The sequence below is a fragment of the Rhodovulum sp. PH10 genome (genome assembly GCF_000293785.1).
Taxonomy (GTDB): Bacteria; Pseudomonadota; Alphaproteobacteria; order Rhizobiales; family Xanthobacteraceae; genus Rhodoplanes.
The window spans coordinates 1-11,918 of sequence record NZ_AKZI01000001.1; the positions used below are offsets into that span (position 1 = coordinate 1).

At 68.7% G+C, this 11,918-nt stretch carries 14 protein-coding genes and 1 tRNA gene; 9 read left to right on the forward strand and 6 right to left on the reverse strand.

The window, feature by feature from the left end; all coding sequences use genetic code 11:
• Nucleotides 1-365: 365 nt before the first annotated feature.
• On the forward strand, nucleotides 366-785 hold the full coding sequence (locus A33M_RS00005; RefSeq protein ID WP_008382278.1) for a cupin domain-containing protein: 420 nt from the start codon (nucleotides 366-368) through the stop codon (nucleotides 783-785).
• A 33-nt stretch (nucleotides 786-818) separates the two neighbouring features.
• Here the strand turns inward: A33M_RS00005 and A33M_RS21960 are convergent, their stop codons facing one another.
• Complete coding sequence (locus A33M_RS21960) at nucleotides 819-1,850, reverse strand: phosphatase PAP2 family protein (RefSeq protein WP_157223261.1); 1,032 nt, start codon at nucleotides 1,848-1,850, stop codon at nucleotides 819-821.
• Nucleotides 1,851-2,486: 636 nt separating this feature from the next.
• Nucleotides 2,487-3,035, reverse strand: a complete 549-nt coding sequence (locus tag A33M_RS00015) for an adenine phosphoribosyltransferase (RefSeq protein ID WP_008382280.1) — start codon at nucleotides 3,033-3,035, stop codon at nucleotides 2,487-2,489.
• A 141-nt stretch (nucleotides 3,036-3,176) separates the two neighbouring features.
• On the opposite strand from A33M_RS00015, the gene A33M_RS00020 reads away from it, so the two are divergent.
• Entirely contained in the window at nucleotides 3,177-3,377 is a 201-nt protein-coding gene (locus A33M_RS00020; RefSeq protein WP_008382281.1) for a hypothetical protein, read from the forward strand.
• A 41-nt stretch (nucleotides 3,378-3,418) separates the two neighbouring features.
• On the opposite strand, the gene A33M_RS00025 is transcribed toward A33M_RS00020, so the two are convergent.
• Together A33M_RS00025 and A33M_RS00030 are read right to left on the reverse strand one after the other, a co-directional pair.
• A complete protein-coding gene (locus A33M_RS00025) occupies nucleotides 3,419-3,880 on the reverse strand; it encodes an SAM-dependent methyltransferase (RefSeq protein WP_008382282.1) in 462 nt (153 codons plus the stop codon).
• Nucleotides 3,881-3,994: 114 nt separating this feature from the next.
• Entirely contained in the window at nucleotides 3,995-4,870 is an 876-nt protein-coding gene (locus A33M_RS00030) for an S-methyl-5'-thioadenosine phosphorylase (RefSeq protein WP_008382283.1), read from the reverse strand.
• Nucleotides 4,871-5,014: 144 nt separating this feature from the next.
• Here A33M_RS00030 and proC point away from each other — a divergent pair, with 144 nt between their 5' ends.
• Together proC and ggt are read left to right on the forward strand one after the other, a co-directional pair.
• The gene (gene proC, locus A33M_RS00035; protein ID WP_008382284.1) at nucleotides 5,015-5,995 is read left to right on the forward strand and encodes a pyrroline-5-carboxylate reductase; all 981 of its coding nucleotides are present in this window, start codon (nucleotides 5,015-5,017) and stop codon (nucleotides 5,993-5,995) included.
• Nucleotides 5,996-6,092: 97 nt separating this feature from the next.
• On the forward strand, nucleotides 6,093-7,835 hold the full coding sequence (ggt, locus tag A33M_RS00040; RefSeq protein ID WP_008382286.1) for a gamma-glutamyltransferase: 1,743 nt from the start codon (nucleotides 6,093-6,095) through the stop codon (nucleotides 7,833-7,835).
• 162 nt (nucleotides 7,836-7,997) lie between these two features.
• Here the strand turns inward: ggt and A33M_RS23590 are convergent, their stop codons facing one another.
• Together A33M_RS23590 and A33M_RS00050 are read right to left on the reverse strand one after the other, a co-directional pair.
• Nucleotides 7,998-8,207, reverse strand: coding sequence for a hypothetical protein (locus A33M_RS23590; RefSeq protein ID WP_157223263.1), 210 nt, complete (start codon nucleotides 8,205-8,207; stop codon nucleotides 7,998-8,000).
• 48 nt (nucleotides 8,208-8,255) lie between these two features.
• A tRNA-Gly gene (locus tag A33M_RS00050) sits at nucleotides 8,256-8,330 on the reverse strand.
• Nucleotides 8,331-8,551: 221 nt separating this feature from the next.
• Here A33M_RS00050 and A33M_RS00055 point away from each other — a divergent pair.
• From A33M_RS00055 to A33M_RS00075, 5 genes are all read left to right on the forward strand, one after another.
• Entirely contained in the window at nucleotides 8,552-9,115 is a 564-nt protein-coding gene (locus tag A33M_RS00055; RefSeq protein ID WP_052026782.1) for a prolyl-tRNA synthetase associated domain-containing protein, read from the forward strand.
• 106 nt (nucleotides 9,116-9,221) lie between these two features.
• Complete coding sequence (gene trxA / locus A33M_RS00060; protein WP_040618668.1) at nucleotides 9,222-10,124, forward strand: thioredoxin; 903 nt, start codon at nucleotides 9,222-9,224, stop codon at nucleotides 10,122-10,124.
• 33 nt (nucleotides 10,125-10,157) lie between these two features.
• On the forward strand, nucleotides 10,158-10,829 hold the full coding sequence (locus A33M_RS00065) for an LON peptidase substrate-binding domain-containing protein (protein ID WP_008382290.1): 672 nt from the start codon (nucleotides 10,158-10,160) through the stop codon (nucleotides 10,827-10,829).
• Nucleotides 10,830-10,955: 126 nt separating this feature from the next.
• The gene (locus tag A33M_RS00070) at nucleotides 10,956-11,153 is read left to right on the forward strand and encodes a Trm112 family protein (RefSeq protein WP_008382292.1); all 198 of its coding nucleotides are present in this window, start codon (nucleotides 10,956-10,958) and stop codon (nucleotides 11,151-11,153) included.
• Between the two features lie 127 nt (nucleotides 11,154-11,280).
• Nucleotides 11,281-11,904, forward strand: coding sequence for a glutathione S-transferase family protein (locus A33M_RS00075; RefSeq protein WP_040618676.1), 624 nt, complete (start codon nucleotides 11,281-11,283; stop codon nucleotides 11,902-11,904).
• Nucleotides 11,905-11,918: the final 14 nt, after the last annotated feature.

Consider the following 11,918-nt stretch of genomic DNA (forward strand, 5'->3'; position numbering starts at 1 on the left):
GCCTGCCCGTGTTCGGCACGTGACGTTCGCAAGTCGGGCAAGCCCGACTTGCGTGGGTTGCGGGGCGAACGCCGGCCGCGGCGTCGAAAAGCTCACCGATATCGGCATCGCTTTTCTCCTGGCCTCCGGCAGTTCGCGCCGCAACGCAGCCCGCGTCCGAGTTTCCAAACGGGCTCTAACCACCCGGATCTCCCGACGAGCGGTGCTTTTCTTCTCTTCACCTCGCCCCGCTCGGAGCCTCTTTTCATCTCTCCCCGCTCGCGGGGAGAGGTCGACGCGCGAAGCGCGGCGGGTGACGGGCGGCTTCGAGCCGGGCACCTGCGCCATCGCCCTTCCGAGCGAAAAATCCTCGCGGAGACGCAGACATGACCGCCGACGAGGTGATCGCCCTGCTCGGCCTCGTGCCGCACCCCGAGGGCGGGCATTTCCGGGAAACGTTTCGTGACCCGACCGAGGTGGCGCCGGGCCGCGCCGCCTCGACCGCGATCTATTTTCTGCTGGCGAAGGGCGAGCGCTCGCACTGGCACCGGGTCGATGCCGCGGAGGTGTGGCACTGGCACGGCGGCGCGCCGCTGCGGCTGTCGGTCGCCGCCGACCGCGCGACGCCCGAGACCGTGACGCTCGGCCAGAATCTGGCGGCTGGCGAGCGGCCGCAGGCGGTGGTGCCGGCACATGCCTGGCAGGCGGCGGAATCGCTCGGCGACTGGACGCTCGTCGGCTGCACCGTCGCGCCGGGCTTCTCGTTCGAGACCTTCGAGCTCGCCCCGCCCGATTTTGCGCCGTAGCCGAGCGGCCCCAGAGCGGCCCGGCAGCACTTCTCATCCGTTTTGGGCGGCCCCGACCGCCCCACCCGAGCGCGCTCCCACGAGACGCCACCGCGTGCCGACATCCCCCCCCGAGAGGCGTCCGAACAACCTGGACGTCAGGGCAGTAGCGAGGATCGCCACGGCGATCCCGCCCAGGATATCGACGAGGTAGTGGCTGCCGTGCACGGGCGTCGCTACCAACATCAATCCTTCGACCGCCAAGAACAGCCATCTGAGCCAAGGCACGTGCCAGGCGGCGCGTGCGTACAGGACGGCAGATGCCGCATGATAGGAGGGGAACGAGATCAGGCCGACCATCTCCGGACGTGTTCCGTCCGGGGCTCCGGATCTGAGCCATTCGATCGGTGCGAGCATTTTCCCCCCGGTCATCAGCGACAGATGAGGGTGATCAGCTGCCGAGATGTGAAGATGATCGTAAGTGCCGATCGCCGGCAGGATCAGCGCAACGAGCATCGTCACCAGGAGCGCGAGAGCCATTGCAACGATCAACTCGTATAGAGGCGTCGCCTTCTTGCCGCCGGCCAGCACCACCGCCAGCACAAAAGGCTGAAGGAAGATGGAATTGTAGGCCATACGCGCAATGTGGTCGAAACCGGGGTGGCGGTCGAACCAGGCGAGATAGGCCCGCCAGTCGAATCCCAGCAGCGCATCTGCGGTCGCCAGCCAATCATCGACGAAAGGGAAACCGCGGCCGGTATAAAATACTTGGCACGAAGCAGGAAAGCCGCTCAGCATGCCGAGTATGATCAAAGCAATGGAATTACAGAAAGTAGCAATACGCACGTCGTGTCGAACGAATTGGTAGAACAAGCCCACCGGTGCGAACACCGCCGCCAAGCACAGGATCTGCCATGCCACCGACATCGGCCCGAGGGCGACATAAATGAGGAAAACCGACGCGATCGGAAGCGTGACGGCCGCGGCGACACAAAAGGAGCGCGCGCTTTCGGCTACGCACTTGCGCGGGTCGACAAAAGGCATGATCGAAAACCCAACCAAAATTGGCGGACAATATTTTTGCAATGTTTTTATCCAGAGATCATGGCCGCCAATTGCTCACGATCGGTTAACCGAGGAGGCCCCCAGCACCCGTTTTTACAAACTTATAATAGGTTTTACCACGATGCGAAAATTCGCTTGTCGACCCTCGGTCTCGGAACGCTACACGGGGTCCCACGTCGCCGGCAGGATCACCAACACGGCCGGACGATCGGAAAAACGACAAGATAAAATGCGGACACGGAGCACGGTCGATGCCGATGACGGATCGACGAGAGCGTCCCCACTCGTCGCCACCCAAGCAGGAACCCGGAAGCGCGATGACGTCACCGGCTCGCTTGGTCTCCGCGCGCGCCAGGTGATGAACACGAGAGCCGAATGCCGAGGGTTTCAGCTGGAGCCGGAGGGGCGCCGAGCACACCGATATCATCGCCGGGCCGGCCGCAGGCCCGCCACCCGGTGATCCATCGAATCGAAAAGAAAGACGTTCTTCGATCTCGACGGATGCGCGGGCCGAAGCCCGCGCATCCTCGATTCATGCATCCGACGCGATGTGTGCGATCCATGGTGCACACGGAGCCCGCCGATGCTTGCTCAGTCTACGCTCCCGCCACCTTTCGCGGCCCGGCAGCGCCGGCCCGCCCGCGGGCAGAGCGAAACTCAATCGCCCTCGAACTGCACCAGCGTGCGCACCGGCACGTCGAGCCGGCGCAACTTGTCGGCGCCGCCGAGGTCGGGCAGGTCGATGATAAAGCAGGCGGCCAAGACTTCCGCGCCGAGCTGGCGCAGGAGCTTCACCGCGCCTTCCGCGGTGCCGCCGGTGGCGATCAGATCGTCGACCAGCACCACCCGCTCGTGCGCCTGCACGGCGTCGGCGTGCATCTCCATCTCGTCGAGGCCGTATTCCAGCGAATAGGCGATGCTCACCCGCTTGTGCGGCAGCTTGCCCTTCTTGCGGATCGGCACGAAGCCGGCCGACACCTGATGCGCCACCGCCCCGCCGATGATGAAGCCGCGCGCCTCGATGCCGGCGACCTTGTCGATCTTCATGCCGGCCCAGGGCTGGACCAGCTCGTCGATCGCGCGGCGGAAGGCCCGCGGGTCGCCGAGCAGGGTGGTGATGTCGTGAAACAGGATGCCGGGCTTCGGATAATCCGGAATCGAGCGGATCGACGCCTTGAGGTCGTTCTCGAGAGCGGGACTGATCATCGTCTTGCAATCTGAAGGGGGTGGGACTCGGGGACCGGTGGAGACACGGGACCTATCGGACACGGGACTTGTCGGGACACGGGACTTGCAGGGCGGCTCACTGTGGCGAACCATGGCGCGGAGCACAACCGGAGAGCCGCCATGGACGAAACCTCGCAAAAGATCGTCGTCGTCGATCTTCGCATCCCCTTTTTTCGACTGGTGCTGTTCCTCGTCAAGCTCAGCCTGGCGGCGATTCCGGCCGCGATCATTCTGGGGCTGATCGGCTTCGCGGTGTCGGCGATCCTCGCCACTCTGTTCGGCGGGCACATGGACGTCATGATGCGGCGCTGGAACATGTGAGCGGATGCGCCGGCCGCCCGTGCGGCCGGTCCCTTGCGGCCTCACCAATACGCCCGCATCAGCTCGCGTGCAAAGGTCGGCTCGCGGATCGTGCCGCGCGGGGCGAAGCCGGTGATGTGAGGCTTGATGTCGAGCACCGGCGTGCCGGCGACCGCGTCGAGCCCGCGCACCCGCAGCCGCAGACCGTCGACCGCGACCAGCGCGCAGGTGGTGACGCCGATCCGGTTCGGCCGCGAGCGGGCCGGCTGGGCGAGGATGCCGACCCGCGGCCAGTCGGTGCGCTCGCGCGGGTGGCGGGCGCCGCGCTCCACCGCCTCCTCGGACACGAGGTGCATGTGGAACACCACCGTGACGTGGCTGAAGGAGGAGAGGCCGAGCGTCGCCTCCGGGCTCAGCTGCGCCGGATCGAGCACAATCTCCGCCTCGACGGCATCCCAGCCGTCGTCGGTCGGCTCGGCGCGCCCGCCCAAAACTTCGCCGATCGGCTCGAGAACGATCGCCATGCTTCCCCTACCCTCTTCATGCGCGTTCCTGCACCTCTCCCCGCAGTGCGGGGAGCGGGAGAACCGGCCCGATCCGCCTCACGCCCCGTTTCGCGGGGGCGAGGGAGAGCGGGCTCACCCGTTCAAGACCCGTCCGGCGACCGCATCGAGCTTCTTCAGCAGCGCCGGGTCGCGCGCCTCGGGGGCGGTGATCAGGGCATTGTCGAGCGCGCGGTCGGAGCCGTTCGGGCACGCCTCGTGCTCGCGGGGGAAATCGCGCGCCAGCCTCGCGACCAGCCGCTTCGCCTTCTCGGCGTTGCCGGTGAGGACCGTGACGATGTCCTGCACGGTGACGGCATCGTGGTCGGGGTGCCAGCAGTCGAAGTCGGTCACCATCGCCACCGTCGCGTAGCAAATCTCCGCCTCGCGGGCGAGCTTGGCCTCCGGCAGGTTGGTCATGCCGATCACCGAATAGCCCGCCTGCTTGTAGGTGATGCTCTCGGCGTAGCTCGAGAATTGAGGGCCCTCAATGCACACGTAGGTGCCGTCGCGCACCACCGTGATGTCTTCCGCCATCGCCGCCTCGGCGAGATGGATGCGCAGCCGCGGCGAGACGGGGTGCGCCATCGACACGTGCGCCACGCACCCGGTGCCGAAGAACGAGGTGGCGCGGGCAAAAGTGCGGTCGACGAACTGGTCGACCAGCACGAAGGTGCCGGGCGGCAGCTCCTCCTTGAACGAGCCGCAGGCCGACAGCGACACCAGGTCGGTGACGCCGACGCGCTTCATCGCGTCGATGTTCGCGCGATAATTGATGTCGGTCGGCGACAGGCGGTGGCCCTTGTCGTGGCGCGACAGGAAGACGATCGGCAGCCCGGCGATCTCGCCCATCAGGAGCGGCCCGGAGGTCTCGCCCCACGGGCTCTCGACCCGCTTCTCGACCACCTTCTCCAATCCCGGCAGATCGTAAATGCCCGACCCGCCGATGATGCCCAGAACCGATTTGGCCATAATCGCCTCGATGTCTCGCGTCAGTGAACCCGGAACAGTGAACCGATCGGAACAGTAACTTGCATCGCTGTGCGCAATCGCTCATCCCCTCGGCGAGCGTCGCCCCTCGGGCGCCGTCCGGCCGGCGGGAATGCGCCCGCGGTTTTGGACGATGGCGCGGCGGCGGGTCAACGTGATTCGGCGGCCGGGCAGCGCCGCGCGAGAAAAGGACGAAGGCGGATGGCCACGACGGACAAGAGCGGCAAGGACGCGAGCACGGCGGCGGCCGCAGCGGCAGCGAGCACGGCGGCGACGGCCGCGGCGAAGCGGACGCTGGCGGAGATTTCGGGCGACGTCGTGCTGGTGGGCGCGGGCAAGATGGGCGGCGCGCTGCTCGACGGCTGGCTGGCGCTCGGGGTCGATCCGGGGCGGATCGCGGTGATCGAGCCCAAACCCTCGCCCGAGATGGCGGCGCAGGCGATCTCCGGGCTCCGCCTCAACCCCGATCCGGCGCGGCTGAAGCCCGCCGCGGTGGTCTTGGCGGTGAAGCCGCAGGTGGCGCCCGACGCGCTGCCGCCGCTCGCCGGCCTCGCCCGCGAGGGGACGGTGGTGATCTCGATCATGGCCGGCCGCCCGCTCGCCTATCTCGCGAGCGTGTTCGGCGAAAAATCCTCCGCCGTGCGGGCGATGCCCAACACGCCGGCGGCGATCGGCCGCGGCATGATCGTGGCGGTGCCGAACCCGCACGTCTCGGCCGGCCAGCACGCGCTCGCCAACGCGCTCCTGTCGGCGACCGGCAAGGTCGAGTGGGTCGAGGACGAGGGCTTGATCGACGCGGTGACCGCCGTGTCGGGCTCGGGCCCGGCCTATGTCTTCCTGCTGGTGGAGAGCCTCGCGCGCGCCGGCATCGCCGCCGGCCTGCCGCCCGCCCTGTCGCAGAAGATCGCGCGCGAGACGGTCGCGGGCTCGGGCGCGCTCCTCGCGCAGTCGCCGCTCGACGCCGCGACCTTGCGCAAGAACGTCACCTCGCCCGGCGGCACCACCGCCGCGGCGCTCGACGTCTTGATGGCGCCGGACGCGCTCGACCCCTTGATGGAGAAGGCGATCGCCGCCGCCACGAAACGCTCGCGCGAGCTCGCCGGCTGACCGCCGGCTGCGCTTCGTATTCCCTCGGCGCCGCCCGGCAGTCCGCGAAAGAAGGCCGGGCGTGCGGACCTCCCCCGAACCGCAACCGAGGACGACCATGCGTCTTCTCTCGACGACCCTCGTCGCGCTGGTGATCGCCACCGGCACCGCCTTCGCGCAGATGCCGGCCCATGCGCCGGCGACCGATCCGAGCACCGGTCCGATCAGGGCCGAGGCGGTGACCGCCCGCCACGGCATGGTGGTGAGCCAGGAGGCGCAGGCGAGCAAAATCGGCGCCGACGTGCTCGCCCGTGGCGGCAATGCGGTCGATGCGGCGGTCGCCACCGCCTTCGCGCTCGCCGTGACGCTGCCGCGGGCCGGCAATCTCGGCGGCGGCGGTTTTTTGGTGCTGCACCGGGCGGACGGCAAGAACACCACCATCGATTTCCGCGAGAGCGCGCCGGCGGCGGCGACCGCCGACATGTTTCTCGATGCCGCCGGCAATGCCGATCCGGAAAAATCGCGGTCGGGCGCGCTCGGCATCGGCGTGCCGGGCAGCGTCGCCGGGCTCGCGCTCGCGCACGAGCGCTACGGCTCGGGGCGCTTCTCGCTCGCGGAGCTCATCGCGCCGGCGGAAAAGCTCGCCCGCGAAGGCGTGAGGGTCGAAGGCGATCTGCTCGATTCGCTGCTCCTGCTGGCGCCGCGCCTCGCCCGCTTTCCGGCGTCGAGAAGGATTTTTCTGAAGGCGGACGGCAGCGCGCCGGCCGAGGGCGAAAAGCTGGTGCAGACCGACCTCGCCGACACGCTGGCGGCGATCGCCAAGAACGGACCAACCGCCTTTTACGAGGGGCCGATCGCGGACAAGATCGCGAATGCCGTACAGGCGGCGGGCGGCCGCATCACCACCGCCGACCTGGAAGCGTATCGCGCGGTCGAGCGTGAACCGGTCGTCGGCACGTATCGCGGGCACGAGGTGATCTCGATGGCGCCGCCCTCCTCCGGCGGCGTCCATCTGATCGAGATGCTGAACATTTTGGAGGGCTTCGACCTCGCCGCGCTGGGCGCCGGGTCGCCGAAGGCGCTGCATCTCGAGATCGAGGCGATGAAGCGCGCTTATGCCGACCGCGCCGCCTTTCTCGGCGATCCCGCCCGCACCGACCTGCCGCTCGAAAAGCTGATCTCGAAGAGCTACGCCGCCTCCCTCCGCAAGGACATCGACCCGGACCACGCGACGCCGGCGGAAAAAATCAGGCCGGACAGCCCGGCGCTCGGCGGCGCCGCGCACGACACGACGCATCTCTCGGTGGTCGATCGCGGCGGCAACGCGGTGGCGCTGACGACCTCGCTCAACTTCAATTACGGGGTCGGGATGGTGGCGGAAGGCACCGGCGTGCTGCTCAACAACACGCTCGACGATTTCTCCGCAAAGCCCGGCGCGCCGAACGCATTCGGGCTGATCGGTGGCCCGGCCAACGCGCCGGGGCCGGACAAGCGGCCGCTCTCCTCGATGACGCCGGCCGTGGTGCTCGACGCCGGCAAGCCCGTGCTGGTGACCGGCGCGCCGGGCGGCAGCCGAATCATCTCCACCGTCCTGCAGGTGATCGTGAACCGGCTCGCCTTCGGCCTTTCACCGGCCGAGGCGGTCGCAGAACCGCGGGTGCATCACCAGTGGCGGCCGGACGTGGTGCTGGCCGAGCGCACGCTGCCGGCGGCGACCGTCGAGGCGCTGCGGGCGATGGGCCACCCGGTGCGGATGGCCTCGACCTTCGGTGCGGCCCACACGATCGCGGTCGGCCCGGACGGCAGCCTGGTCGGGGTCGCCGACCAGCGCTCGCGCGGCGCGTTCGCGGCGGGATTTTAGAACGATCCGAGAGCAGGACGCGGTGGGGCGGGTCGGGCGACCGAGCCGTCGCCACCGACGTCATCGCCCCGCGCCGATCGGCACCGGATGTAATTCGAACGGCGGTGCGCCGTCTCGGCGCATCCCGTCACGTCGCGAATCGAACAGTGCGGACGAATCGGGTCAGGAGACCTTGCGGCGGGCCTCGATCAGGCGACCGAGCTCGCGCCGGGCGCGGCCATGGCCGGGCGGGCGGGCGTTGACGCGGATCGACGAGGCGCTGCGATAGTCGGGAACGAACAGAGGTGCGGTCTTGGATCGGCCGGCAGGCGGCGTCTGCGGCGAGCTGAAAACAGGAAGGGAGCGCGATAAAAGCGGCAACATCACCTTCACCCGAAAATACGCCGGCCAGCCGTGATGACGACGTGCCGAAAAAAAAACTGGAGCGGGCGAAGGGATTCGAACCCTCGACCCCAACCTTGGCAAGGTTGTGCTCTACCCCTGAGCTACACCCGCATCCCGTGGCGGCACGTCCGCCGCGGCCGCATTCCTACTCAAAGCCGGGGCGATTGGCAACCTCCGTCCGACACCGAAAATCAACAAACCTGATGTGCGCACCGACACTGCCGGAAATGCTTGCTTTTCGGGCCTTGACGAGGGCAGGCGAGCCGGTTGCACTGCCTCGTGGCGGCCCCGAAAGCCGCCGCATCAGACTTTTTTCCAATGCCGTGATCAGCATGCCCGCCACGCCCGACGATCTGTTCGCCTTTCTCGACCGCCTCTCCGTCGTCCACCAGACAGTGCGGCATCCGCCGCTGTTCACGGTGGAGGACTCACGCGCGCTTCGAGGCGAGATTCCAGGCGGGCACACGAAAAACTTGTTTCTGAAGGACAAACGCGGCACCCTCTTCCTGGTGACGGCGCCGGAGGACGCGGCGATCGATCTGAAAGGGTTGCACCGTCTGCTCGACGCCGGGCGCTTCTCGTTCGGCTCGGCCGAGCTGATGCAGGAGGTGCTGGGCATCACGCCCGGCGCGGTGACGCCGTTCGCCGCCATCAACGACACCGCCGGACGCGTGACGGTGGTGATCGACGAGGCGTTGCTCGTGCACGAGACGATCAACTGCCATCCGCTGGTCAACACCATGACCACCTCGATCGGCCGCGACGATCTGCTGCGGTTCCTGCGCGCCACCGGCCACGAGCCGCGCATCGCCGCGGTCTCCGAACCGGCCGCCGACGCATCCTCCGATCCGCCCACGGATGCGCCCACCGGCCCGGCTGCCGGCGCGCCGGCATGACGCGGCGCACGACGACGCGATTGCATTGAGTTCCGCGCTCCCCCATGTAACGCACCAGGAAACGGGCCAGGAGGGGCGCTGCGGTGCCCCGGTGAAGGGATTTCCCATGCTACAGGACGGCGGAGCGGCGGTGGCCGCGGACGGGCTCATCAAGGACACCACCACGCAAACCTTCGTGCGCGACGTGATCGACGAATCGCGCCGCCAGCCGGTGCTGGTCGATTTCTGGGCGCCGTGGTGCCAGCCCTGCAAGCAGCTCGGCCCCATCCTCGAGAAGGCGGTCAGGGCGGCCAAGGGCAAGGTGAAGCTCGTCAAGATGAACATCGACGATCACCCCACCATCCCGACCCAGATGGGCATCCAGTCGATTCCGGCGGTGATCGCCTTCGCCGACGGCCAGCCGGCCGACGGCTTCATGGGCGCGCTGCCGGAGAGCCAGGTGAACGCCTTCCTCGAGCGGCTGACCAAGGGCAAGGTCGGCGGCGAGGAGCAGGACGCGCTGGAGGCGGCCGACGCCGCGCTGGTCGACGGCGACCCGGCGAGCGCCGCCCAGATCTATGCCGAGGTTCTGGCGCAGAACCCGGAGAGCGTCCACGCGCTCGCCGGCCTCGCCCGCTGCTATGTCGAGACCGGCGCGCTCGACCGGGCCAAGCAGACGCTGGCGATGGTGCCGGCCTCCAAGAGCAACGAGGCGCCGGTCGCCGCCGCCCGCGCCGCCCTCGAGGTCGCCGAGCAGGCCGCCTCGCTCGGGCCGATCGCCGAGCTCGAGGCCAAGGTCGCTGCCGACCCGCTCGACTTCCAGGCGCGCTACGACCTCGCCCTCGCGCTCGCCGCCAAGGACCGCAAAATCGAAGCGGTCGAGCACCTGCTCGAGATCGTCCGGCGCGACCGCGCCTGGAACGAGGACGGCGCCCGCAAGCAGCTCGTGCTGTTCTTCGAGGCGTGGGGGGCGACCGACGAGGCGACCATTCTCGGCCGCCGCCGGCTGTCCTCGATCCTGTTCGCCTGAGCGCTCCGTGGCGTGGCGTCGGGGAGGCATCGCATGCCGATGAACGTGACGTATCGGGGTCCTTCGGAGCTGCCCGCGACGGTACCGGTGTTTCCGCTGCCGGGGGCGCTGCTCCTGCCGCGCGGGCAGATGCCGCTCAACATCTTCGAGCCGCGCTACCTCGCGATGGTCGACGACGCGCTGCGCGGCAACCGGCTGATCGGCATGATCCAGCCCGACACCGCGCATCCCGGCCCGGAGGACAAGCCGAATCTCTACCGGGTCGGCTGCGTCGGCCGCATCACCCAGTTCGCCGAGACCGGCGACGGGCGCTATCTCCTGCAGCTCACCGGCGTCGCCCGCTTCCGCATCGAGCAGGAGCTCGCGGTCGACACCGCCTACCGCCAGTGCCTGGTCGACTACACGCCGTTCTCCGACGACTTCGTCGCCCGCAAGGGCGAGAAGGAGGTCGACCGCGACGAGCTTCTGTCGGCGCTGCGCGACTTTCTCCGTGCCAACGATTTGAAGGCCGACTGGGACGGCATCGAGGCGGCGCCCAACGAGGCGCTGGTCAATGCACTGGCGATGATGTCGCCCTACGGCCCGGCGGAGAAGCAGGCGCTGCTGGAAGCCCCGGACCTGAAAACCCGGGCGGAAATCCTGATCGCCGTCACCAAGATCGAGCTCGCCAAGAGCCGCACCCCCGGCGACCCGCCGCTGCAGTGACGGCACGGCCGGACGGCCGCCCGCGAAAGGCCCGGCAAAAGCCCGGCATTGCCGCGGCCGGCCCCCCCGGCTATGGTCGCCGCCGGCCGCGCCGCGGCCGATCCCGTCAACCGGACATGATTGTCGATGACCTCGCCCACCACCCGTGCGGCCGGACCGGTCGATCCGAAGCTCCTCGAGATTCTGGTCTGCCCGCTCACCAAGGGTCCGCTCGAATACGACGCCGAGCGCCAGGAGCTGATCTCGCGCGGCGCCAAGCTCGCCTACCCGATCCGCGACGGCATCCCGATCATGCTGGTCGACGAGGCGCGCCGGCTCGGCTGATCCGGCCGCCCGCGGCCCTGCCGCCACGATGCGCCTCGCCACGATGCGCCTCGCCACGATGCGCCTCGCCACGATACGCCTCGCCACGCCGTCGAGCCGAAAGCACGAAAAGAAACGGAGAGCCGCGATGAAGATCTGGGGCCGCAACACCTCGTCCAACGTCCAGAAGGTGATGTGGGCGGTCGGTGAGCTCGGGCTCGCGCACGAGCGGATCGATCTCGCCGGCCGGTTCGGCGGCAACCGCGAGCCGGCCTATCTGGCGAAGAACCCCAACGGGCTGGTGCCGACCATCGAGACCGACGACGGCTTCGTGATGTGGGAATCGAACGCGATCGTGCGGTTCCTCGCCGCCGCCCACGGCGAAGGCTCGATCCTGCCGGCCGACCTCCACGCCCGCGCCCGCGCCGACCAGTGGATGGACTGGCAGGTCACGAAGTTCGCGCCGGCGATCACCCCGGTCTTCTTCGGGCTGGTGCGCACGCCGCCGGAGAAGCGCGACGAGGCGGTGATCGCCGAGGGCAAGGCGAAGTGCATCGAGGCGATGACCATCCTCGACGCCGCCTTGTGCAACAGCACCTATGTCGCCGGCAGCGCCTTCTCGTTCGGCGACATCCCGCTCGGCGTCAATGTCCGCCGCTTCCTCGAGCTGGTGACCGACCGGCCGCCGCTGCCGAACCTCGAGCGGTGGTTCTCGGCGATCTCGGCCCGGCCGGCGTTCCGCGAGCACGTCGCGTCGATCCCGCTGTCGTGACGGCGGGCCGGCCT

Bases quoted from the DNA above. Each gene is read 5' to 3' on its own strand.
- A33M_RS00055 (WP_052026782.1), top strand. From the start codon at position 8,552: ATGCCCGCCACGCCCGACGATCTGTTCGCCTTTCTCGACCGCCTCTCC.
- A33M_RS00015 (WP_008382280.1), bottom strand. From the start codon at position 3,035: ATGATCAGTCCCGCTCTCGAGAACGACCTCAAGGCGTCGATCCGCTCG.
- A33M_RS00005 (WP_008382278.1), top strand. From the start codon at position 366: ATGACCGCCGACGAGGTGATCGCCCTGCTCGGCCTCGTGCCGCACCCC.
- A33M_RS00065 (WP_008382290.1), top strand. From the start codon at position 10,158: ATGCCGATGAACGTGACGTATCGGGGTCCTTCGGAGCTGCCCGCGACG.
- ggt (WP_008382286.1), top strand. From the start codon at position 6,093: ATGCGTCTTCTCTCGACGACCCTCGTCGCGCTGGTGATCGCCACCGGC.
- A33M_RS00075 (WP_040618676.1), top strand. From the start codon at position 11,281: ATGAAGATCTGGGGCCGCAACACCTCGTCCAACGTCCAGAAGGTGATG.
- trxA (WP_040618668.1), top strand. From the start codon at position 9,222: ATGCTACAGGACGGCGGAGCGGCGGTGGCCGCGGACGGGCTCATCAAG.
- A33M_RS00030 (WP_008382283.1), bottom strand. From the start codon at position 4,870: ATGGCCAAATCGGTTCTGGGCATCATCGGCGGGTCGGGCATTTACGAT.
- A33M_RS00025 (WP_008382282.1), bottom strand. From the start codon at position 3,880: ATGGCGATCGTTCTCGAGCCGATCGGCGAAGTTTTGGGCGGGCGCGCC.
- A33M_RS00070 (WP_008382292.1), top strand. From the start codon at position 10,956: ATGACCTCGCCCACCACCCGTGCGGCCGGACCGGTCGATCCGAAGCTC.
- A33M_RS00020 (WP_008382281.1), top strand. From the start codon at position 3,177: ATGGACGAAACCTCGCAAAAGATCGTCGTCGTCGATCTTCGCATCCCC.